At 56.5% G+C, this 19,743-nt stretch carries 21 protein-coding genes and 2 pseudogenes; 13 read left to right on the top strand and 10 right to left on the bottom strand.

Annotation, left to right across the window (positions count from 1 at the left end):
- The first annotated feature begins 145 nt into the window (after positions 1 to 145).
- From UNPA324_RS09415 to UNPA324_RS09390, 5 genes are all read left to right on the top strand, one after another.
- A complete protein-coding gene (locus UNPA324_RS09415) occupies positions 146 to 1,177 on the top strand; it encodes an agmatine deiminase family protein (protein WP_141934526.1) in 1,032 nt (343 codons plus the stop codon).
- A 39-nt stretch (positions 1,178 to 1,216) separates the two neighbouring features.
- Positions 1,217 to 1,924 carry a hypothetical protein gene (locus UNPA324_RS09410; RefSeq protein WP_141934525.1) on the top strand — a complete coding sequence of 236 codons (708 nt, stop codon included), beginning with the start codon at positions 1,217 to 1,219 and terminating at the stop codon, positions 1,922 to 1,924.
- Positions 1,925 to 2,050: 126 nt separating this feature from the next.
- Positions 2,051 to 3,019, top strand: a complete 969-nt coding sequence (locus UNPA324_RS09405) for a PGN_0703 family putative restriction endonuclease (RefSeq protein WP_141934524.1) — start codon at positions 2,051 to 2,053, stop codon at positions 3,017 to 3,019.
- Positions 3,020 to 3,281: 262 nt separating this feature from the next.
- Entirely contained in the window at positions 3,282 to 3,905 is a 624-nt protein-coding gene (locus UNPA324_RS36160) for a PP2C family protein-serine/threonine phosphatase (RefSeq protein WP_502705464.1), read from the top strand.
- Positions 3,906 to 4,348: 443 nt separating this feature from the next.
- On the top strand, positions 4,349 to 5,758 hold the full coding sequence (locus tag UNPA324_RS09390; protein WP_141934521.1) for a DUF2130 domain-containing protein: 1,410 nt from the start codon (positions 4,349 to 4,351) through the stop codon (positions 5,756 to 5,758).
- Between the two features lie 47 nt (positions 5,759 to 5,805).
- Here UNPA324_RS09390 and UNPA324_RS09385 read toward each other — a convergent pair whose 3' ends face one another.
- On the bottom strand, positions 5,806 to 6,330 hold the full coding sequence (locus UNPA324_RS09385; RefSeq protein ID WP_141934520.1) for a hypothetical protein: 525 nt from the start codon (positions 6,328 to 6,330) through the stop codon (positions 5,806 to 5,808).
- Between the two features lie 390 nt (positions 6,331 to 6,720).
- On the opposite strand from UNPA324_RS09385, the gene UNPA324_RS35940 reads away from it, so the two are divergent.
- Positions 6,721 to 6,921 (top strand): tetratricopeptide repeat protein, encoded by a 201-nt coding sequence (locus UNPA324_RS35940; protein ID WP_349630223.1) that lies wholly within the window; start codon positions 6,721 to 6,723, stop codon positions 6,919 to 6,921.
- A gap of 66 nt (positions 6,922 to 6,987) precedes the next feature.
- Here UNPA324_RS35940 and UNPA324_RS35670 read toward each other — a convergent pair.
- From UNPA324_RS35670 to UNPA324_RS09360, 4 genes and pseudogenes are all read right to left on the bottom strand, one after another.
- Positions 6,988 to 7,170: pseudogene (locus UNPA324_RS35670) on the bottom strand (SOS response-associated peptidase); the annotation flags it as partial.
- Between the two features lie 281 nt (positions 7,171 to 7,451).
- Positions 7,452 to 8,861 carry an exonuclease domain-containing protein gene (locus UNPA324_RS09370; protein ID WP_141934519.1) on the bottom strand — a complete coding sequence of 470 codons (1,410 nt, stop codon included), beginning with the start codon at positions 8,859 to 8,861 and terminating at the stop codon, positions 7,452 to 7,454.
- A gap of 21 nt (positions 8,862 to 8,882) precedes the next feature.
- Entirely contained in the window at positions 8,883 to 9,434 is a 552-nt protein-coding gene (locus UNPA324_RS09365) for an ImmA/IrrE family metallo-endopeptidase (protein WP_141934518.1), read from the bottom strand.
- The gene (locus UNPA324_RS09360; RefSeq protein WP_141934517.1) at positions 9,431 to 9,781 is read right to left on the bottom strand and encodes a helix-turn-helix transcriptional regulator; all 351 of its coding nucleotides are present in this window, start codon (positions 9,779 to 9,781) and stop codon (positions 9,431 to 9,433) included. Before UNPA324_RS09360 ends, UNPA324_RS09365 begins: the two co-directional genes overlap by 4 nt.
- A gap of 153 nt (positions 9,782 to 9,934) precedes the next feature.
- Here UNPA324_RS09360 and UNPA324_RS09355 point away from each other — a divergent pair, with 153 nt between their 5' ends.
- The 7 genes and pseudogenes from UNPA324_RS09355 (at position 9,935) to UNPA324_RS09325 (ending at position 14,143) form a co-directional block, all read left to right on the top strand.
- Positions 9,935 to 10,201, top strand: a complete 267-nt coding sequence (locus UNPA324_RS09355) for a multiubiquitin domain-containing protein (protein WP_181769342.1) — start codon at positions 9,935 to 9,937, stop codon at positions 10,199 to 10,201.
- Positions 10,201 to 10,605: a hypothetical protein gene (locus UNPA324_RS09350; RefSeq protein WP_141934515.1), complete on the top strand. Its 405-nt coding sequence runs from the start codon at positions 10,201 to 10,203 to the stop codon at positions 10,603 to 10,605. Before UNPA324_RS09355 ends, UNPA324_RS09350 begins: the two co-directional genes overlap by 1 nt.
- A complete protein-coding gene (locus tag UNPA324_RS09345; protein WP_141934514.1) occupies positions 10,602 to 11,114 on the top strand; it encodes an MPN domain-containing protein in 513 nt (170 codons plus the stop codon). Before UNPA324_RS09350 ends, UNPA324_RS09345 begins: the two co-directional genes overlap by 4 nt.
- Positions 11,111 to 11,983: a HesA/MoeB/ThiF family protein gene (locus tag UNPA324_RS09340; RefSeq protein ID WP_141934513.1), complete on the top strand. Its 873-nt coding sequence runs from the start codon at positions 11,111 to 11,113 to the stop codon at positions 11,981 to 11,983. The genes UNPA324_RS09345 and UNPA324_RS09340 overlap by 4 nt, the downstream gene beginning before the upstream one ends.
- Before the next feature lie 1,045 nt (positions 11,984 to 13,028).
- Positions 13,029 to 13,229, top strand: coding sequence for a hypothetical protein (locus UNPA324_RS09335; RefSeq protein ID WP_141934512.1), 201 nt, complete (start codon positions 13,029 to 13,031; stop codon positions 13,227 to 13,229).
- 14 nt (positions 13,230 to 13,243) lie between these two features.
- Positions 13,244 to 13,658, top strand: a pseudogene (locus tag UNPA324_RS09330) (hypothetical protein).
- Positions 13,659 to 13,696: 38 nt separating this feature from the next.
- Positions 13,697 to 14,143, top strand: coding sequence for an ATP-binding protein (locus tag UNPA324_RS09325; RefSeq protein ID WP_283810230.1), 447 nt, complete (start codon positions 13,697 to 13,699; stop codon positions 14,141 to 14,143).
- 555 nt (positions 14,144 to 14,698) lie between these two features.
- On the opposite strand, the gene UNPA324_RS09315 is transcribed toward UNPA324_RS09325, so the two are convergent.
- From UNPA324_RS09315 to UNPA324_RS09290, 5 genes are all read right to left on the bottom strand, one after another.
- Positions 14,699 to 14,923 carry a hypothetical protein gene (locus UNPA324_RS09315; RefSeq protein ID WP_141934510.1) on the bottom strand — a complete coding sequence of 75 codons (225 nt, stop codon included), beginning with the start codon at positions 14,921 to 14,923 and terminating at the stop codon, positions 14,699 to 14,701.
- Between the two features lie 82 nt (positions 14,924 to 15,005).
- Positions 15,006 to 15,362 (bottom strand): hypothetical protein, encoded by a 357-nt coding sequence (locus UNPA324_RS09310; RefSeq protein ID WP_181769341.1) that lies wholly within the window; start codon positions 15,360 to 15,362, stop codon positions 15,006 to 15,008.
- A gap of 1,185 nt (positions 15,363 to 16,547) precedes the next feature.
- Positions 16,548 to 17,270 carry a hypothetical protein gene (locus UNPA324_RS09300; protein ID WP_141934508.1) on the bottom strand — a complete coding sequence of 241 codons (723 nt, stop codon included), beginning with the start codon at positions 17,268 to 17,270 and terminating at the stop codon, positions 16,548 to 16,550.
- Between the two features lie 135 nt (positions 17,271 to 17,405).
- Positions 17,406 to 18,356, bottom strand: coding sequence for an AraC family transcriptional regulator (locus UNPA324_RS09295; RefSeq protein WP_141934507.1), 951 nt, complete (start codon positions 18,354 to 18,356; stop codon positions 17,406 to 17,408).
- A 215-nt stretch (positions 18,357 to 18,571) separates the two neighbouring features.
- The gene (locus UNPA324_RS09290; protein WP_141934506.1) at positions 18,572 to 19,513 is read right to left on the bottom strand and encodes a dienelactone hydrolase family protein; all 942 of its coding nucleotides are present in this window, start codon (positions 19,511 to 19,513) and stop codon (positions 18,572 to 18,574) included.
- Positions 19,514 to 19,743: the final 230 nt, after the last annotated feature.

The following is a 19,743-nucleotide window of genomic DNA, read 5'->3' as shown; positions in this document are numbered from 1 at the left end:
TGGTACAGGACCTGGTTCGAGCGCTTTCCGCAAAAGGTTTTTCCTTGGGGCTCGAAAAGATCGCTCGTGACGGAAGCTTGTTCGAAGGAAGGCTGCGAATTGCTCCCCAGGCAATCGCTCTCGGGATGTCATAGAGCCAGCTGTCATGTCCGCGATCAGGATACCCGCCGAATGGGAGCCGCATGATTTTTGCTTCATGTCCTGGGCGGTTCATCGGGAATGGGGCTCGTATACCGAAAAGGTGAAGCGCGAGCTTCGCGAAATCATCTCCGCGGTCGCGGATCACGAGCCGGTCCGGCTACTGGTACCGCCGGATTTGCTGGCTGACGCAAAGCAGCAGGCCTTCAGTGAAACTGTCGAAATTATTCCGGCTCCCGTCGATGACATTTGGATGCGCGATATTCTCCCGACATATGCTCTTCAGAATGGTCGGCTTTGCGCCATCGACTGGAATTTTAACGGGTGGGGATCGGGACGAGTTCGTCCCGCACGTCCTGGTGACAGACTGGCAGGCTTATTAGCGGCATCCTTGTCAATTCCGTCCGTCCCCGCATCCTTCATTGCCGAGGGAGGGGCGCTTGCTACCGACGGGCAGGGCATGGTCATAACCACGAAAAGTTGCCTGCTCAATCCCAACCGCAACCAGGCTTTCGGGCGGACACAGGAGGACCAGATGCATGCAATCGAACAGAGCCTCGCCGCCTTTGGAATTAGCAAGGTTGTATGGCTGGAAGGAGATTCGGACGAACCGATCACGAGCGGGCATGTCGATGGCTATGTTCTGTTCGCCGCCGATAGCAGGCTTCTTGTCGAAGGAGTCGATCGAGAGGAAACGCCTGAGGGACGTCGCAGGCAGATTGAAATCGACACGTTGCGCGGTCAGCTCGATGCGAAGGGGCGCAGACTAGCCCTGAATGTTGTACTGCCACCACGCGACCGTTATTTGCGGTTCTCAAATGAAACGTTCGCACCTTGCTATCTGAACGCGTATATTGCGAATGGTGCTGTTATAACGGGGCGGTTCGGAGATCCGGAACGCGACGAGGCCGCCTGTCGGGCCTTGCAGCAGGCGTTCCCGACGAGGAAAGTCAGAATGCTTCGTATTGATCACATCGCCGGGGGCGGTGGTGGCGTGCATTGCTTAACGAAGGATGTGCCAAAAACTCTCCGACTGTAGAACTTGATATGCGTAGCGAATGGCTGGAAGGGAAGGATTATGGACCGGTCTGAAATCATCAACCTGGGCAAAAGTCTCGGCGCGACGACGACGAGCTGGCTGGCAGAGAGAGCGAGATCTGGGTTCGATGAAAGTCTGCTTAGCGAAGCTTTGCTTGTTATTCCCCTTTTCGAATTCCTTAGGCGAGACCCGCGCTGGCGGATAAGTGGCGAATGGTGCGAGTGGAAGCTCGCAGGTTTGAATAGGGGTGATGTCAATATAGATCTCTACGCCGAGGGCAAAGCCGAGAAGCTCTTTCTGGAATTTAAGCTCTTGAAAGAGAAGAATCTCAATGATCAGCGATTGATCAAGGACATGGTGAAGTTAGCATTGCCCAAGCGACCCGAAGATATCCGGCTGCTCGTAGTTGCGCATCCACCGAGCGGTCAAACCAAGCAGCTATCAAAATCGACTTTGCTGCGAGAAATTGATGCTGCCGGAAAACCCATCAAGTTTCATTTGACGAGGCGAGATGGCGTTGCGCCTCTAGTGAACAGCGATCGAAGAACACACGCACTCTCGGACAAGGAGGGCAGACATGTCGACCGTATCATTCGATGTGATCCGGATGCCGCCAAGTTTGTTGTCGAGCACATAGCGAGCGAGCGCGACTCTGAATTCTTGGCTTCGGTTTACTCTATCTCACGTACCATCGTAAGGGGATCTGCTACCCTCGTCTCGCCAAGCCATATCGAAAACTTCACCTGATTTCCCTTTAAAAGCACTGGCCCGGAAAGGATGCGAAAGTCGTTTGTCTTTACGGCGCTCCCGCGTATCTGGCTAAGACCTCAACCTGAACCGACTGGGTTCCTCTAAGCAGGGCAATTCGCGAATATGAACAAGATCGTTAGTTTTGAGCTGAGGCAGCGTTTGCAACAAGTCGCCCACTTCGATGAGACTCATCCCGATCGCTCTCGCTACAAGAACTCTGACTACCGGTTCGCCGCCGATGCCAAGTTTCTAAACCTAGCGCCTTCAATTCGCGATATTGCGCCGAGGTACTTCGAAGACAAGAAAATCACTTGGCATACGCATGCGAATCACGCGCTCTCATCCCAGGTGTGTTGCCTCAACTTCTTAATGCCTCTCGCGGAGCGACCCGAGGTTCTCGCCCGGCTCGTCAGGACGGCGTTGAAGTCAAGCGAGGTCAGAATGCTTCCAGTTGAAGATGGACCCGACGGGCGTCCATGGTACGTCGCATTTGAGTGGAATGGGGGCGGGCGCGATTTCCTCAATGAAGCAGGCCTAGATGGAAGCCTCAGGCGAGGATCGAATTCGACTAGCGCGGATGCCGTCGTCAAGTTCGAGTGTGCAGGCGAACTTGAAACTCTTCTCATCGAATGGAAATACACAGAGCAGTATGGGGCGCCCATATCCGCAAGCGGAAATCCGACTCGGATTCAACGCTACAGAGACTTGGCATTTGCTCCGAACGGCCCCGTTCGCGCTGACCTCGGTCTTATTTTGGAAGACTTCTTTTGGGAGCCGTTCTATCAGCTATTGCGGCAGCAGATGCTTGCTTTTCAGATGCAGAAGGCGAGGCTGGATGGTGCAACAAAGGTGCGGATTCTTCACATTTCTCCAAAGGAGAACCGTTCTTTGCATCGAGTGACCGCGCCCGCGCTTCGCCGGTTCGGCGATGACGCTTTCGAGGTGTTCCGTACGTTTCTGAGCGAGCCGGGGGACTTCATCAATTGTTCTACGGAAGAACTGTTCGTGCCCCTCATCAGTTCTGTACCTTCAAGCGATGCTTGGGCGGTCTACCTCACGCAGCGCTATCGGTATCTCGATGGAGCGGACTAATGCCGCGCGTTGGAAGAGAACAGCGATGTTGAAAAATAGCGTTGGGTTGCGCGGCCGAGCAGTTGGACCCTTACTTCGCCGTGCTCGTGCGAATGGAGAGCTATCTGAGCCGCGCCAAGAACGAGGTCAGTGGTAAAAGTTGAATAGCCGGGTCTACGACACTGCCTTGTTTACGCATCGGGGACGGGTGCGCGAGGAGAACCAGGACGCAATATTTGCCGATGGTTCTGTATTCCAAGAAAATCTGCGGGATGTGATCACGATGCGACTGAGCGGCACGCCCCAAGCGCTTGCCGTCGCGGATGGTATAGGCGGTCGCCCGCAAGGGGCTCTTGCCAGTCGATCGGCGCTTCAATTCCTGGGGTCTGACGCTCGCTTGGTTCGAAGTGAAGCTGCCTGCGAAGAGGCGCTACACGCTGCGAACGAGCACCTTTACGGTCTGATGCGCGAGCCTACCTGCCTTGGGATGGGGACGACGATCGCGGGATTCGTTGTGCAGGAACGGGCCGTGCTGAGCTTCAACGTCGGGGACAGCCGAAGCTATAGATTTAGCCGCGGATGCCTGGTCAGAGTCAGTCAGGACGACGTGCCCATGGTGGTGGACCGCAGAGCCGATAGACCCCGGGGAATTACGCAATGTTTGGGCGGGTCTGAGTTTCCGTTGGGGATCATGCCGCATGTCTTTGCTGGGCCACCCTTCGAGGTCGGCGAGTGTCTCATGTTGTGCACTGATGGGCTAACAGAGGCTCTCGATGATGGCGAGCTAGCAATGCTGTTTCGGGAGTTGGCACATCCCGCCGCCATGGTTGAGAGGCTCGTCCGGCAAGGCATCTCGCGCGGAAGCCGAGATAACATTTCGGTTCTAGTAAGCGTTGCGGTCGCATAATCGGCCAAACCGGGGTGGCTGGCTGTAAACCAACCCGCTATAACAGCGATAACTGGTCCCTCCAAGAGCCGCGACGCGCGGTACGTCCTGTCCATTAGTGGACTATGTGGACGAGAAGCACTGAGGGACCTGAGAGAAGGCCGGTTTCGGTAGCGCTGCTGATGCTCTGCCTCGAGGTCGAGGAACCCGAAGGTGTGGACGACGATCGGACGTCGGCGCAACGCTTTAGAGACCAACAGGCGCGCAATGGCTCTATGTTTTCGCGAGTGGGCATCATTAGCCTTGAGAAGCAGGGGATTTCCCCGAGCAGATGCGCAAAATGGCCGCTTCCGGCTTGACCCTCCAAATTTTCTTGTTCTAATTTTGTTCTCGTGCGGCGCGATTCTGCCGGCCCATGCCATTTTGAAATCACAACAGCAGCGACCACAATCCAGTCAGGAACCATGCACGAGATCATCTGTCCCCACTGTGACAAGGCCTTCAAGGTCGATGAGTCCGGTTACGCGGATATTCTGAAGCAGGTCCGTGACGCCGATTTTGCAGAACAGCTCCACGAACGGCTCGAACTGGCCGAGCGTGACAAGCAGGGCGCTGTTGAGTTGGCCAAAGCCCAGGTGAGCAATGATCTGCAGCAGGCCGCGGCCGCCAAGGACGCAGAAATCCTGGAGTTGAAGTCCAAGCTCGAGGGGAGCGGCGTTGCCCAGAAGCTAGCGGTTAGCGAAGCGCTTAGCGCCGTCGAAAAGGAGCGGGACAGGCTCGCGAACGCGCTGGCCGAGTCCGAGCGCGAAAAGAAGGCGGCCTCGGAGCTTGCCGAAGCGCTTCTGGCCAGCGAGCAGCATAAAATCACTGCTGCCAAGGAAAAAGAAATCCAGGAGCTAAAGGCCAAGCTTCTGGCCCTTGAGCTTGAAAAGAAGCTCGCCGTCACTGAAGCGGTCGGCGCGATCGAGAAAGAACGCGATGAGCTGAAAAACGGCATCAAGCAGGTCCAGCTTGAAAAGCAGCTCTCCGAACAGTCGCTGAAGGACAAGTACGAAACGCAGATCAAGGATCGCGATGATGCGATTGAGCGCCTTAAGGATATGAAGGCCCGCCTCTCGACCAAGATGATCGGCGAGACCCTCGAACAGCACTGCGAGACCGAGTTCAACCGCGTGCGCTCGATGGCGTTTCCGCGGGCTTATTTCGAGAAGGACAATGACGCGCGGACGGGAAGCAAGGGCGATTACATCTTCCGGGACTTGGACGAGGCCGGCACCGAGATCATCTCGATAATGTTCGAGATGAAGAACGAAAGCGATAGAACCGCGACGAAGAGCAAGAACGAGGACTTCCTCAAGGAGCTTGACCGTGACCGGACCGAGAAAGGTTGCGAATACGCTATCCTGGTCTCATTGCTTGAACTGGACAACGAGCTCTACAATACCGGCATCGTTGATGTCTTCCACCGCTACCCGAAAATGTACGTCATCCGGCCGCAGTTCTTCCTGCCAATGATTACGCTCTTGCGGAATGCGGCCATCAATTCACTCAAGTACAAGACCGAGCTGGCGCTTGTGAAGGCGCAGAATATCGACATCACCCAGTTTGAAAGTCAGCTTGAGACGTTCAAGACCGCATTCTCGAAGAACTACGATCTTGCTTCCAGGCACTTCCAAACGGCGATCGCTGAGATCGACAAGTCCATCGATCACCTGCAGAAAACCAAGGATGCGTTGATCGGCGCGGACCGCAACCTACGCCTCGCGAATGATAAGGCGCAGGATGTGACGATCAAGAAGCTGACTCGGGGCAATCCGACGATGGCGGCGAAATTTGCGGAGCTTAAGAATCAACCCGCTGAGGCCGCCGAGTGAATAGGAGCTGTGCCGAGAGGCGCGCGGTTGCCTACTTAGTTCAAGCGCTACAAGCTTGAGCGGCGGCGATAGTTCCGCAGTTCCCAGCGGGCAATGCTTTCCGGCTCGGCCTTGCGCCGGACCGCTTCGATAACCGCGCGATATTGGTCCTCGTCAACGATCTCGGTCCAGTTGACGCGTCCGCGCAGGTGGGTCTTTTCGATGATGATCCTGTCGATCGGACAATGCGGCGGCTCGGAGATCTGGCCGAGGCACCAGTGGTACTTGAGCACGAGATTGAGGAGCTTTTGAGCGACGCCGTATCTGTAACGTCCGTCTCGCAAGGAGTCTGGGAGAGCCCCTGTTCCGAATTCCACCAGCTGCGCAAGGTTGAGATAATGCTGCCGCTCGGTGCAGGATCCAACGTAATGCGGAAGTATCCGAGTTGTAATGAACTCCTGGAGTATGTCGCGCAGTTGCCCGGTCTGTCTTGAACCTGGTGCATACAGGTTGGCGCGTTGCACCGATGCCGCCCAAGCGAGTGTCCATAGCTCTCTCAGCAAAAACTGTTGTTCGGGTTCTAGTGACAGCATGCGCGATCCATCGAAAGACTTTGCTACGGGTCGATTTTAGCGTTCTCATTAGATCTCTGCACCACCCCCGGTGGAAAATAGACGGCACCGCTTGCCGGGAATGGCATCCACTTGCATCGCAAAGGGAGCCCTAGCGCGGGGCCTTTTTTGTGTATGGCTGCTGATGCTGCGGGCCTTGAATTCCCCCCCCAACCAGCCGCGACGGCGCAGCGTAAAATCAAAGGGAGCCCTTGCATCCGCTACCATGCGTCAAAGAAAGGGCGTCGCAGAAGCGTCCTAGCAGTCTTGGAGTTCAGACGGTGTGAGGCGTTGCGAGACCTTCGGTCGACTATAAGATCTAGTCGCAATTGGAGGCAGTTCTTGGACTGATAAGGTTTCTAACAAAGGCTTATCAGTACTGCGAATGTCGCACTCGGCAAACTTGGTCCCCGTGACGATCGCACGCGGGCGCGGCTACTGCGGTCGCGCGGCACCTGCCTCGAGGCGCTCGCCGATCTCAAGGAGGCACTCGCCTGCTACGACAAAGCGCTGTCACTCGATCCCAAGGTCGGCGTGAAACGCAGGGCCGACTCTTTGCGCAAGGCCGTTTAGCGAACAGCCCGCCTTAGATCCCGTTCATTGTGGGCAATCGCAGTCGGGCCCGGCCACACGGCGTGACTACGTTGGCGGCCGGATCGGGTCTTCCTTGACGCCGCGAGCGACGATTTTTAGCGATCTGTCCGGAAGTGGCCGCTGCATCTTCAAGGCCTCGTCCGGAACTGCCGTCATCCAGGCTTCGACTTCGGCGAAGCAGGCGAGGGGACGGGTCTCATCGAGCGCGAACCAGATGTCACCGCCCTCGCAAAACGGCTGCCGCTCAATCTTTTCGACGGTTTAAGGGATATCTGAAGGATTCGAATTCAGCGATGGATTGGTGCCCGCGATAGGAACGTTTTTTCGCCATGCAATCGAATCCTCGAGCAGGAACCTACGGTTTTTCCTTATCACCTTGAGAACCCAAAGATTTCTGCAACAGCAAGATTAGCAGGGGGCGTATACTGGGGACGGTGCGCATTGACCATTTGTGGTTATCATGCTGTCTCACGGACAAGCTTCCAGTTCTGCTTTTTGATCATGTGTAGTCATGAGCGCAAGAGCTGCCTAGCATTTTCCAATTGCGCAGCAAGGTACGCTCGATGCTGTTTGAGCCGCACAGAGGCGTCGCCGATCGCCTGTGCAAGAAGATCGTCTGCCTCCAGTAGTGCCTGGCCCCACGTTTTCCATGGCGGCCTATCTTCATCACTCGAAAGGCGACGTGCAATTGCTATATTCATTGCTGCGCGCTCTGCTTCGCTGAACAGATCCGGCCGTTCTATGAAGATGAGCCGCTTTCCCAGCTTGCGAAGGCGGTCATCTGCAATCGACTGCAACAAAGGGAGCCGCTCTTCCCAAGTGATGGTATGGAACCGATCCATGGCGTCCTCGTCCGCACGCGAGCAGAACTTTTCGTAAATTTGCTCCTCCACATGAGCGGAGGGTTCGCGCGGCGGGCGCGTCTGTACGAACAGTGTACGCAGTCGCGCTCGAAGTTGTTCGTTCTCTTGGAGATAACGAACGCGTTCCTCCAGCACGTCCGACGGTAGTCCCGCAGTGCTCACGAATGACGGCGCGTCCTCGAGACGTCGGATAATCGGTGCAGCATTAGATCGGACGCGCCGAACGGGTTTCGGCAGCTGGTTCAATCGAGCGAGAAGATCCTCGTCCGGTAGGGAGGCGAACTCTACCGGATCGTGGCAGAGGTCGAACACTAGCAAGTCGCTTGCGATTTCGGGTGACTGACCAATGAATGTAACTCCCCATGAGTACGCACGGTTGGCAAAAAAATCGGTGACCGAAAACAGAGGTTCGTTTGAAACGAAGTCGACGACTGCTGCCTTCTGCGTGAATTGGACGAGCGATGACCACAATTCGGGCGCTCGTTCGAACACGAGGCGACACAAGTGCAATGTTGCCTCAGCATCTCCAAGTGCATCATGGGCGCTTGCGTGATTGAAGCCGTTCGCCGGTGCTAGTTTGTCGAGCTTGAATACCGAGTTTCCATTTTCATCGAGCGGTATAGACAACGTGCCTGGTGCGAAGATCGCTGCTGCTTGCATGAAGCGCAAAGCGTCAGCTCGACAGTTGCCATTTGTGTTTGTGAGGTAGGCGCCGTGGAGAGTTTGATAAAGAGTCTGGCGCAGGAGGTGCTCGTCGAATGAGAGCGAGTTGTATCCAATGAAGATTGCGGGCCTCCACGACCGAAACTTTTCGTAGATGGCGCGAGCCATTGCGTAGTGAGAAGGCAGTTGTGGGTTCGTGAGAATATCGACCGTGAGCCCAGTTACTTGCATCGCGTCGGGGGACGGAACAATGTACGAAAGGAGGCGGGATCGAATCTCAAACCGGTCCAGCTCGAGAAGGTCACTGTCGGTCTTGATCGCCGCCAGTTGCAGAATTTGATCGAACGCAACGTTCGTGCCCGTAGTCTCCGTGTCGTAGAACACAAAACTCATCGGGTTGATCCGGTCGTACTACTATCCAGAAAACGAAGAAAACAGAGCGCTTAATCTATTTCCCATTGCTTCTTTACTCACCCTGAATTGCTTGGCGAGCTTCTCGATGCGAGTGCTGTCGTCTACGTCGAAGGTTTTGCGTAATTCGGTCTCAAGAAAGGCGCGGGGCATAAGCAATTCGGCAGCGAATCTATTTGCTTGAATTTCAACGTCATCGGTTCCGAGGGCCGATCGTGAATCTCGATTAAGTTGTCGAATGACAACGGACGGGAATTCCTTGTCGACATGCACCTGCGTCGTAATCATGGGACGATGTAATACGAGGTGCCCGCACTCATGGGCTATGGTAAAGCGCTGACGATTTGGGTGATGGAGAGCATTTACGCCAATAATAGGAATATTGTCCTTAATATAAATCATTCCCGAAATATCATTGTGCAGTGGCGAGAATCGAACAAGCGCGCCGAGCGTTCGAGCTATTTTGTCGACGGGAACAGGTGCCGTTCTTATGTTGTTACGCTGAAGAATGTCGAGCGCAGCTTGCGAGGGATTAGTTGAAGCTCGAGCGCTCACTTCTTTTGCTCCTTGGTTGGGGAAGTCCGCATTGGTGCTTGTCCTGTGATGACGCGTGCCAATTGCGCTTCTTGTTCGGCCGTGAGTCCTTCTGGCATCGGAAGCCCAGTCGGCGAAGCCTGATCTTTTGTGTTTGGCGGTAGCAACTCGTGCACTTCAAGCTCAAGTGCCTCGGCTATTCGATAGAGCTGATGAAGGAGCATGTTCTGCCGACCGGCCTCGATGTTGGCGACAGCACCTCGAGAGATCCCCAGACGAGCCGCGAGATCGGCCTGCGTGTACTCGAGCGTGCGGCGCCGTCGACGAATTAAAGCACCGAGTTCTTGATAGAGCCTAGGCGTGTCCATGGAGGTGTGTAACGCCTTACACACAAAGTGTCAATTTTATGAGTCGTAATGCGTGTATTAATAGCATTTTGAACGCGTCTATTGAAATCCAAGGCAGGGTCGATTATCTGATTTAGAGGCTCGGCGGCAGCGAGCGCAAAGATGAGGTCGAACATGCAGACTGTGACGGAGGCGGACAAACCCGCCAAAGACGGCAAGGGTCCGAAGTACATCCTCAACATCGAGGGGAACGAGGTGCCTTGGGACAGGGACACGATCACGACCAAGGAGATCGCAAACCTGGGTGGCTGGGATATCAGCCAAGGCGTGATCGAAGTCGATCAGGACAACAACGAGCGGACGCTCACGGCGGATGAGACCGTTACCATCAAGCCCGGCCAGGGCTTCGGCAAAAAGCACAAGTGGAAGCGGGGTAGCTGATGCGCCCGCGAATCCAGGAAGAAATGACGCTTCTGCGCCAGTTCTATCCCGACGTGCAGCACGCCGCGTCGGCCGGCGACGACTGGTTCTTTCTTCCGCAATATGCGCTGCCGGTAGGGTGGTGTCTTAGGGAACAGGAGGTCTCCGCCTCCGCACTCTGCTTCTCGGTCAGCGGCGGCTACCCGACAGCACTGCCATACGCGTTCCTGTTGCCAGATGGCATCAATTTCCGCGGAGCCGGGCCGGTTAATACCACAGCGTCGACGAACTCACCGTTTGCCGGCGCCTGGCTGCAGTTCTCATGGTCGCCCGAGACTTGGTTCCCACAATCGGACGCCCGAAAGGGCTCGAACTTGCTGGTGTGGGTGCGGAGCTTCCAGTACCGGCTAAGGGAGGGAGCATGAAAACAACACTTAAGTTGCCGCCGGGCGCCTTCGAGGATATCAGGGCTCATCTGCTGCAGCGCGGCAGCATTCAGGAGCAGGCCGCATTTCTCTTTGTGGACCCGCAGGTGGGGCGCGACGCGAGGTTCGAACTCCTTGAGTACGAGAAGCTTGGCCCAGCCGACTTCGACGTGCAGGAGAACGACTACCTCGAGCTCCGTGACGAAACTCGCGGCCGGCTGATCAAGCGGGCACACGACCTCAAGGCGTCGCTGGTGGAGCTCCATTCGCACCCCGGTCCTTGGCCTGCCGGCTTCTCGATGTCAGATCGGCGTGGGCTCCGGGAAACCGTTCCACACATGTGGTGGCGCCTGCCTAAACGCCCGTACTTGGCAATTGTTGTCGCTCCTGGTGGTTTCGATGCCCTCGTGTGGCTCGACAACCCGAAGGTGCCGCGTGCGCTTGACGAACTCGTCGCCGGCACCACCACGATGAAGCCGACGAATAACTCGCTCCAGGGCTGGCAATGAGGGAATTGCCGGAAAGGTATGACCGCAACATCCGACTCTTTGGCGAAGAGGGTCAGCGGAAACTCCTAACGACTAAAGTGTTGGTCGCTGGCGTCGGTGGCCTTGGTAGTCCGCTGGTGCAACACCTCGCGCTCCTTGGAGCCGGGGAGATAAGTCTCGTCGATGATGAAGAGCTGGATGAGACCAACCGCAACCGCTTCGTCGGCGCTCGCCACGACGACTCGGCGCCTGGGAGCCTAAAGGTAGGCCTGAGCAAGCGGCTGGCCAACGAAATCGATCCAACGATCAAAATCACGGAAATCCCCCAAAGTCTTGTATCCGAGGAGGCATTCGCCGCCATAAAGGCTGCAAATGTCGTGCTCGGGTGTTTCGACGAAGACGGCCCTCGCGCGATTCTTAATGAGTTGTGCGCCGCGTATCGCAAGAACTATATCGATCTCGCGTCTGACGTACCCGAGCCCGGAGTATATGGGGGTCGCGTCTGTACCTCGTGGGAGGGTGACGGTTGCCTATTATGTATGGGTGAGCTCGATGGCCGCGCTGTGCAAGAGTACCTGCAAAGCGACGCCGAGCGGCAGATACGAAATCGCATTTATGGCGTTGATCAGAGTGTGCTCGCAGGGAAAGGACCTTCGGTGTCTCCGATCAACGGCGTCGTGGCCTCCCTGGCAGCGGTTGAGTTCATGGTTGCGGTAACGGGACTTCGAAAGCCCAAGAAATTGCTGAATTATCGCGGACACCTAGGGACCGTAACCGTCAAGAGCGATCAGACGCCTGATTGCTACATCTGCAAGAATCTTCGCGGTCAAGGTGAGGCTGCAGACGTCGAGCGCTATTTGCGAATGCCGCAGCTACGGAGACGGCGTTGATGCGACCCATAGATGTATGTTCATCCGCGGGTGCCCGGAGGGGCCAAAATCCCACTGAATCGCTGCGCCGTAACGACTTTCATTCGAAGCCGCCGTTTTGGCTCGATTGAAAGCGTGCTTTTGTAGTTGCTGTCCTCTATCCTCGCCTAGGACAGACGACAGTAACCAGTGCCCTTCTCAGGGCAGCGAACGCTATCACCGCTCACTATTTGGCGTCCCTAGAACAGGTGCTTTTTCCCAAAGTTGTTGAAATCTTGCTCAGGCATAGATCCAGTCAGTAATTCGAATTTCTTATTGGCTTTTTCGCGATCTCGCTCGGCCTTCTCGCGATCCTCACAGCGCCAACTGATGCTATATCTTGGCGCTTGTACAACGAGCACCAAAGATCCTACGGATCTAATTTCCCATTGCTACTCTGTAGCGCAATCTGCGGCTGCGCTCATAGTCAATAGCCGCGATCTTCTTGAAACAAAGGGGACAGAATAGTCCGGCCCTTCTCTGAGGGCTTTTTTGCTTGGTACGGCCGACCGTCACTAACCAAGCCGTCCAGCGCGAATGAGCAGCAGCTCTGGCGATGTAGAGCCCGGGCCAAAACTCGGTCGATTGCAAATTGAGCGAACGAACGAATGCGATAGTAAGTCTCGGAAGTGTACGGTCTCGAAAATCCGTGAGCCCTCGAAGGGGGTGGCCGGAAGATTTCTTTATCTTCTAGCGAACGTTCCCTTTTTGAGAGTGGCTCAAGGGCTTTTCAAGAAAAGACGTACGAAGGAGGCGGCTCTTGCCCTGCGGATCGGCCGCGCTGATGCTATTCTACGTGCAGGGAAATAGCATACACACGATAGTTCCCTTGTCTTCCGCGCTCTGGATATTGATCGTTCCATTGCAGCGTTCGACGAGGCGTTTGACTTGCGTGAGACCCGACCCTGGGCCTATCGGCGCGGTACGCGGCCATGGGTGCAGCGCACCATCTGCAAGCTTAACATGTTTGAATCCCCAAGCTGGCGAAACCGCGCTACGATTAGATTTCCCTTATGGGGGCAAGCGTATGTTCGACACGGCAACCACCGCGCTTTTGCGCGCGGTTCTCGATGAAGTCTGTGAAAGCGTCTCGCACCGCGAGATCGGGGCACGGACCCACGTCGCGTCGAAAATCCCAGAGGCTGCGACGAGAGGTGAGATCTCTCCCGAAGGTCTAAAACAAGTTGGTCGCGACGCCCTCTCGCATGCGCCGACGATGTGGCGCTGATCGCGGGGGCCGGCGTGAACTTCCAAGTCACCGTCCTGAAGATTTTGGTAGCTTATCCGGACGGCTTTGCCGTGATGGAGGACCTCAAGAGGGATATGGCCATCCTGGCGACGAGTGGTCGCGACTGGGCGGACCGGACCAGGCGCCTCGCGGCCAGAGTGCCCGACCTCGACATCTTCTCACAAGGATTGGTCGAACGGATAAGCGGAGGATGGAAGATCACGTCCAAAGGACGGGCGTTGCTCCAATTGATGGAAGCGCGGCCAACGGCTTTGGAAAGGGCCGAGGCGCCTCCAGTTGTGGAGGCGAGTGCGACCTCGCCGGCGCCTGTTCCTCCGCTGCGGCAGCCTGCCGATCGTGCCAAGCGGCGGCGCGAAAGACGTGAACGCCGGCGCGAGGCGCGAACGGGCCAGAGCAAACGCGTCTTGAGGTAGCAACTGAGCGAAGAAAAAGCCGCCCTCGCCGGATTGCAGTTCATTAATCGGGCCGAGGCCGTCCATCTCATCGGGCCACCAGGAACCGGCAAGACCCATTTGAGCCTCGCTCTCGGCGTGGAGGCCGTCAAGGTAGGGCGCAGCGTTTACTTCAGCTCGCTCGCCGATATCGTCGCTTCGCTTGCCAAGGCCGAACGTGACGGCGCTCTGCGCGAACGGATCCACTACTACTGCCGCTTCGCGCTGCTTATCGTCGATGAAATCGGCTACCTCCCGGTCACTCCCGGTGGCGGCAACTTGTTCTTCCAGCTCGTCAAAGCCCGATATGAAAAAGGCGCTATGATCCTAATCTCGAACCGCGCCTTCGCCGAGTGGGGAGAGATCTTCGGCGATTCCGTCGTCGCTACCGCATTGCTCGATCGCCTGCTTCACCACGCCGTCGTCATCCAAATCGAGGGCTCGAGCTATCGCCTACGCTAACATGCTGATCTCGTCCCCGAGACAATCCGACACAAAACGCAGGCAACCGCGAACCCCATTCGCCCAACCCTGAAACGCCGGGCCGGCCACCAAAAGACGGAGGTGCTGATCACGTCGACGGCTGATCGCCATCCCGCCAACTGGGGAATTTTGCGGCGCCACTTCTGAGGAGATTCCGTGCGCCGTTGACAAGCGGTGGCGGCGGGGCGGTCGACGTAGTGGTGGGCTCCGCGAAGGAGGCTCTCGAGAAGGCCCGCGAACTCGAAGAATCCGGTGGCGAGGTCCTGATCAACGACCTTTCCGGAAAGACGATCAATCCAGGGGCGGTCGCAGAGATCGCTGCACGGGAAGAGAGGCACGGGACCGAACGGATGCGTCGGGGGCGCCGCGGCGGATAGCTCCACACTGCCCTAGCTTTTGTAAGCTGCGCTGAACTCATGGTACTCGCCTTCACTGAAAGACGATCTGCCAGCCTGCGTAGCGCTGCGACACTCCCGAACCACACTCGGCTTTGACGGCCTCAAGGCAGGGCATTGTTTTTTGGAGCGAGGACAATCATTTTGATGCCAATCTCGCTGAATGGCTGCGCCCAAGCAGTTTCTTATCGCGCCTCGGCAATAACCCGCGCTCATAAGCAAGCTTGTAGGCGTATGCAGCCGATAGTCCGTTGCTCATCGCAAGTTCGGTTCCTTTGATGGGGTCGCCTAGATAAGCATACAGGATTTGCTCACGAGTCTCTTTGGTGATCCTGTTACGGCTATTCCATCTTCCAGTTGTCATTTGGTGCCTCCTTCGAAGCAATACACGGCATCGGACGAACTGGAGCTACTGGGTGCGAGCTGCTGATCGCCTGCGCTCGCGGTCAGCCCATGTCCCCCGGCATGAAGCAGCGCGCGTTCGGGTGGCCATTTAGGTAGTAGGGCCAGACCATCGTACGGCCAGCGCGGTTCGGTCCGTCCACGACAGCGTCGTCCGGAACATCAACCCACTCGCCATCAATGCGGACGCGATAGTGATCATCCTTAGTTTCCCAATCGGCGTCATCAACGCGCTTCGCATCGCTGCCGTCGCAGCACAGCCCTTTGCCGCTGTGCAAGCTTTCATACCAATCCTTCAACTCAGGGTGCTGATAATCGTGGGCGCGGGCGAGACCGATTGTAGAAATCGGCAGCATGACAGTGAATACAACAAGCGCTGCATGCCAAAAGTGATCGTTCATCTCGCGCGCAATCCCGGATCTTGGTGTAGTCAAGCTTCATTTAGCCGCATCACACTGCGAAGGTTCCTCCGCTCGCCGCTGGTAGTCGTCAGCAAGGGCCTTAAGGTGGCCCGCGATCGCTGAGTCGGTCATGGTTTTGGCAGCGTGGAGCAAAGTCTGTGCCGTCGTTAAATATTCTTTGCCTCGTTGCGAGATCTGGACCGTCATGAAGCCCTCGCGCGGTTCTCGGGCAGCTGGTCGAAGGCGGTCTGGAGCCAGCTCACCCAATTGCGGTCACTTTCCCTGCGAGTTCTGAAGCGATCGACGCACTTCTTGGAACAAAGCGGGGTTCGCCACGAGTAGTGCCGGACGAGACCAAATTTGCCATCACAAATTGCGCATCGCGTGGTACTGCCAGATCTAAGATTATCGGAGCAATGGGGCATCGTACGCTCCTCTTGGCGCTATCGTCGCTGTTCGTCGATCATCCTTTTCCACCGTCGCACTGCATAGGCCCGTGCGCTTTTCCTACGTATGCAGCTTAGTCTAGGACGATCGTGGTCAGCCGCTCAATTGAGCGTGGGTAGTGCGCCGGCCATCCAAAGGGGCCAGGGAATGATACGAAGGTTTAGGGAACGCGCCCCTCCGCCAACCACTTACGCAACGGTCAACACGCGACTTGTACTCTACGTCGGCTCCTGGGCGGGACCGGACGTTAGGGACCGGGAACGCCACGACGATCTCGCGGACTCGCAATTGGCTTAAATCAACTCGTTTCTGCTGTTAGAGCACACCAAGTTCCCTCAATGGGAATTGTCGAAGTCGCCTTGAAGGAGCGCTTTCGGATTCCTCCGGGCTCTGTTGTCTCGCATGCAATGAAGTTCTTCTTACGCTGAATACAGGGATTATCGATCCAAGTTGGAACGGTCGTGTTTCCAGCTTCATTCTGAATTTCGGCAAGGACGATCGCCTTTCTTCTTTCAAGGACGCGTTTTCTTGCGCGTGACTTTCCATCGTATCTCTTCTTTGGATGCCGAACAGACCTTCGACTTGTCAGGACAGGACCCCTCCTCGCAAGGCTGTGATGACGAAGTGGCCCAGACCAGCTTCGCCACCGTTTAGTTCGATACTTATGACGCAGCCCCGACTCCGGGCCCATCCCGAGTGGGCGGCCGACCCTCCATGCCATTTTGTTGCGTGGACCAACTAGTGGGTCGCATCCCGCTGCAAGCCGTCAGGCCTCAGGTATTTCCGTTCGCCGGCATCATGCTTGATCGAAATCGAGACCGCCGATGTAACCTCGCCATAGGCCGATAGCTGCCTGACCGCATCCGATTTGAGCCAGCCTTGCAACGCAACATCGGTGGCCCAGTGGGTGATCAGCAGATAGCGGACCGGCGCGAGCGCCGGAAATTCCTGAAGCGGTCCGACGAATTGATAGGGTTGCTTTTCGAATTCACCAGTCAAGGTTTCGAAATTCCGTGCCCCGTGCGCGTGCAACGAGGGACCAATGATCTCGTCCAGGATCTTATCGATCGTACCCTGTTCGAGAGCGTCCTGCCTCGCAATGGCAATCTCGCACAGGAGGGGGCCGCTGCAAGCCTCGTTCTCTCCCGGAAGACGCCACTTCCGAAGATAGACCGACGCGAACCAGCGCGAATGGGCAGCATCCTGCATGGGTTTGTGCTTCGGTTCGGACTGCCATTTGTCCATGAGTTGTGGCGTCTCCCACTTCCCGGAAAAGTAAAGCCAATGAGAGCGCTGGATCGGACCGCCGATCACCGCAACGAATCCGGGCGACGCGGCCGCGATCGGTCCCATACGTTCTTGGTGACGCCAGAACTCCTCCTGAAGCTCCTTGCCTTCGTGCAGTGTGAATGCCGCTTCCATAGTCGTGAGTGTTTGAGGAATTCGATCCTGAGACGACATGCTCATTTCCTTCCTGCTGAAATGCCCCTTTTGGAGGATCGCAGCACTTTGCGCCCGCAAACCCGACGCGCTATCCGGAAATCGCAGCAATATCCATTTTGCGAAATGATTTCGCGACAGTTCACCCGTGTGAGGTCAGGCCTCTCCGCCACGACATCGGCGCAACGTCTGGTTCGGCGTTTCACCGAACGTCTGCTGGTAGTAACCGCTGAACCGCGCCAGATGAGGAAAGCCACACGCCATCGCGACCGAAGTTACGGAGGTTGACCGAGTCGAGTTAAGAAGAGCCTCCCGCGCGGCGCTCAAACGTATCCGGCGGTGAGCTTGGATGGGGGTCATGTTTCGTGCTTCGCGGAATCCGAGTTCGAGGCTGCGCAGACTTACTCGCAGGGCCTTCGCCACCTCGCCGACCGTAATTGCCGGTCCGCCGGTCCGCATCAGGTGCTCAGCTTCCCGAACCAATCGCGGCTCTGCCGCGGACGACACATGTCTCAGAACATCAGAGTAGTTGTGCGGGTGCGCTTCGACGACCAGCATTCCGAGGAATTCCTCGAACTGTTTCCAGGCGCACGGTGCAAGAGAGAGCTCTGTATCTTCGAGATTGCGAATCAACTGGAGCGCTTGTCGCCAAGCGGCTTCCAGAGCCGCGCTAAAGGGGGCGAGACGAAACCGAAGCGGTACGTCGAGAGCCCTGCCGATCAGTCGCGAGCAAACCTCTTCGACGAAATTCTTGTCCAGCCTTATGGACTTCTGGCAGAATTGCCGGTCGAAGGTGAGCTCACTGGAAATGTTGGGTGACAACGGAAGCGTTTTTCCTTTTCCCCACTGGACCGAAATTCCTCCCTGCCTCGCTTCTGCCGATCCGTCGACGCAGGTCATGAACAGCAGTAGGTTGTCGAACGAGCCAGCGTCGATTTTGACTGGTGCGGCGTAGCGCAGCGTAACAATCTGCTGACGTGACGGCCCTGAAGACTCCAATACAGCGTCAATGCCTCGAATGCCCTCAAGCACCTTAACGTTGTGAGGGCAGTAAACGTCAGTGACGGCCGCAATCGCTTCCTGCAAATCCCTAGTCACCAGGCGCATCGTGTTCTCCGACAAACCCTTTCGTTCCGCAGTGCTGACGCAAGTGAAAGCCTAGCGCTTGGAGCGGTAATCGAAAAGGCCTTTTGTCACGCCGGAGCTAATGCGGCAGGGTCCGACCCTGGCTGCGAGAGGCCCAGAGAATTGTCCTGAGGACAAACCTAGCCGAATGCTGCAGGTGCCGATTTCTCGTGCTGCGAACGTCCTTGTAGAAGCGTTCATCGGAGCTCGATGCCTTTGGTGAACCTCCTCGTCTTGATCGCGGAGAGAATGGTCTGCATCATATCCTTCTCCGCGGTCGCGTTGTAGCTGAGGTGCCACCCCATGAAATCGTGCGCAGGCGCATTCACAGGGAAGCCGTGGTTCGCACCCCGATACTCGATCATCTGCACCGGAACAGACCGCGTCTTCTTCGCCAGTTCAAGACACCACTTGGGATCATTTGCATCGTCTTGGTCGCCCATAAATATGACGATCGGTCTCGTATACACTGCGGAATTCTGCAACGACGGACTGCAACCTGGAGCAATCGCGAATCCCGCCGCAAAGTGGTGCATGTGATCGATCTCTTGACTAGTCATCGACACCAGCGCTGTCGTAGCTCCGTTGCTGTAGCCCATGATGTAGATCTCATCCGCCCTCGTGAGCTTCTTTTCGATCAGGTAGTCGAGAGCTGAGTAGGCGTCATCAGAACGGCGGCGAGCCCAATGTAAGTCAGCCAAGCCGCAGGTATTGTCCACGTAGCGTGTGGTGAAGCTGTCGAGCACAAGCGCCCCGATGCCGTGTTCGTTGAGCACATCGGCGACATGCTGCGTCCACTCTTTGGTCAGTGTGGATAAGCCGTCACATCCATGCAATACGACGACGAATGGTACCGGACCTTTTGTCTCCCTCGGTGAGTAGATGAAAGCGTTCAATTCGCCGTCCTTCTGTATTTCGCCAAACTCCTCCGGCGCCCCGTTCTTGAAGTTTTTCGAGAAGCCGGAGTCGTAGAGGTTATTCTTGGACCAGGGCTTGTTCGAATTGTGCGGGTAGTCACCCTTCCACGGAATTCTCACTTGTTCGGCCGAAGCTGCCGTGGAAAACAGCACAAAGATCAAAAGGCACATACGTTTCATTTCTTGGCTCAATTTGTTTGAGGCTCCGATGAACGATGACAAGGGTGCGCTCGTCGTCCTAGCGAAGGGGTACGGATGCTCGGAATGACAGGGCCGGGCTCACATGGAGCCCCGCATTAGTGGTGGGGCCTATTCCGCTAAGATCGGTTACCTCCTCCGGCAAGGCATGTCAGGGCTCGAGATCTCCAGCATCGGGTTGCCCGAAATCGCCTGTAGATCGCCTACCACGTCGATAGTGGGGTTAATCACGGACAGAATCCATGTTTCCCACT

This window comes from Bradyrhizobium sp. UNPA324, assembly GCF_006658635.1.
GTDB classification, from domain to species: Bacteria; Pseudomonadota; Alphaproteobacteria; order Rhizobiales; family Xanthobacteraceae; genus Bradyrhizobium; species Bradyrhizobium nanningense.
This window is presented reverse-complemented; position numbering and strand designations above follow the sequence as displayed.

What these genes read in the sequence shown, in the direction of transcription:
- UNPA324_RS09295 (WP_141934507.1), bottom strand. Translation starts at nt 18,356, where the DNA reads ATGCGCCTGGTGACTAGGGATTTGCAGGAAGCGATTGCGGCCGTCACT.
- UNPA324_RS09390 (WP_141934521.1), top strand. Translation starts at nt 4,349, where the DNA reads ATGCACGAGATCATCTGTCCCCACTGTGACAAGGCCTTCAAGGTCGAT.
- UNPA324_RS09410 (WP_141934525.1), top strand. Translation starts at nt 1,217, where the DNA reads ATGGACCGGTCTGAAATCATCAACCTGGGCAAAAGTCTCGGCGCGACG.
- UNPA324_RS09315 (WP_141934510.1), bottom strand. Translation starts at nt 14,923, where the DNA reads ATGACAACTGGAAGATGGAATAGCCGTAACAGGATCACCAAAGAGACT.
- UNPA324_RS09300 (WP_141934508.1), bottom strand. Translation starts at nt 17,270, where the DNA reads ATGTCGTCTCAGGATCGAATTCCTCAAACACTCACGACTATGGAAGCG.
- UNPA324_RS09340 (WP_141934513.1), top strand. Translation starts at nt 11,111, where the DNA reads ATGAGGGAATTGCCGGAAAGGTATGACCGCAACATCCGACTCTTTGGC.
- UNPA324_RS09415 (WP_141934526.1), top strand. Translation starts at nt 146, where the DNA reads ATGTCCGCGATCAGGATACCCGCCGAATGGGAGCCGCATGATTTTTGC.
- UNPA324_RS09360 (WP_141934517.1), bottom strand. Translation starts at nt 9,781, where the DNA reads ATGGACACGCCTAGGCTCTATCAAGAACTCGGTGCTTTAATTCGTCGA.
- UNPA324_RS09405 (WP_141934524.1), top strand. Translation starts at nt 2,051, where the DNA reads ATGAACAAGATCGTTAGTTTTGAGCTGAGGCAGCGTTTGCAACAAGTC.
- UNPA324_RS09345 (WP_141934514.1), top strand. Translation starts at nt 10,602, where the DNA reads ATGAAAACAACACTTAAGTTGCCGCCGGGCGCCTTCGAGGATATCAGG.
- UNPA324_RS09335 (WP_141934512.1), top strand. Translation starts at nt 13,029, where the DNA reads ATGTTCGACACGGCAACCACCGCGCTTTTGCGCGCGGTTCTCGATGAA.
- UNPA324_RS36160 (WP_502705464.1), top strand. Translation starts at nt 3,282, where the DNA reads ATGCGACTGAGCGGCACGCCCCAAGCGCTTGCCGTCGCGGATGGTATA.
- UNPA324_RS09310 (WP_181769341.1), bottom strand. Translation starts at nt 15,362, where the DNA reads ATGAACGATCACTTTTGGCATGCAGCGCTTGTTGTATTCACTGTCATG.
- UNPA324_RS09355 (WP_181769342.1), top strand. Translation starts at nt 9,935, where the DNA reads ATGCAGACTGTGACGGAGGCGGACAAACCCGCCAAAGACGGCAAGGGT.
- UNPA324_RS09370 (WP_141934519.1), bottom strand. Translation starts at nt 8,861, where the DNA reads ATGAGTTTTGTGTTCTACGACACGGAGACTACGGGCACGAACGTTGCG.
- UNPA324_RS09350 (WP_141934515.1), top strand. Translation starts at nt 10,201, where the DNA reads ATGCGCCCGCGAATCCAGGAAGAAATGACGCTTCTGCGCCAGTTCTAT.
- UNPA324_RS09385 (WP_141934520.1), bottom strand. Translation starts at nt 6,330, where the DNA reads ATGCTGTCACTAGAACCCGAACAACAGTTTTTGCTGAGAGAGCTATGG.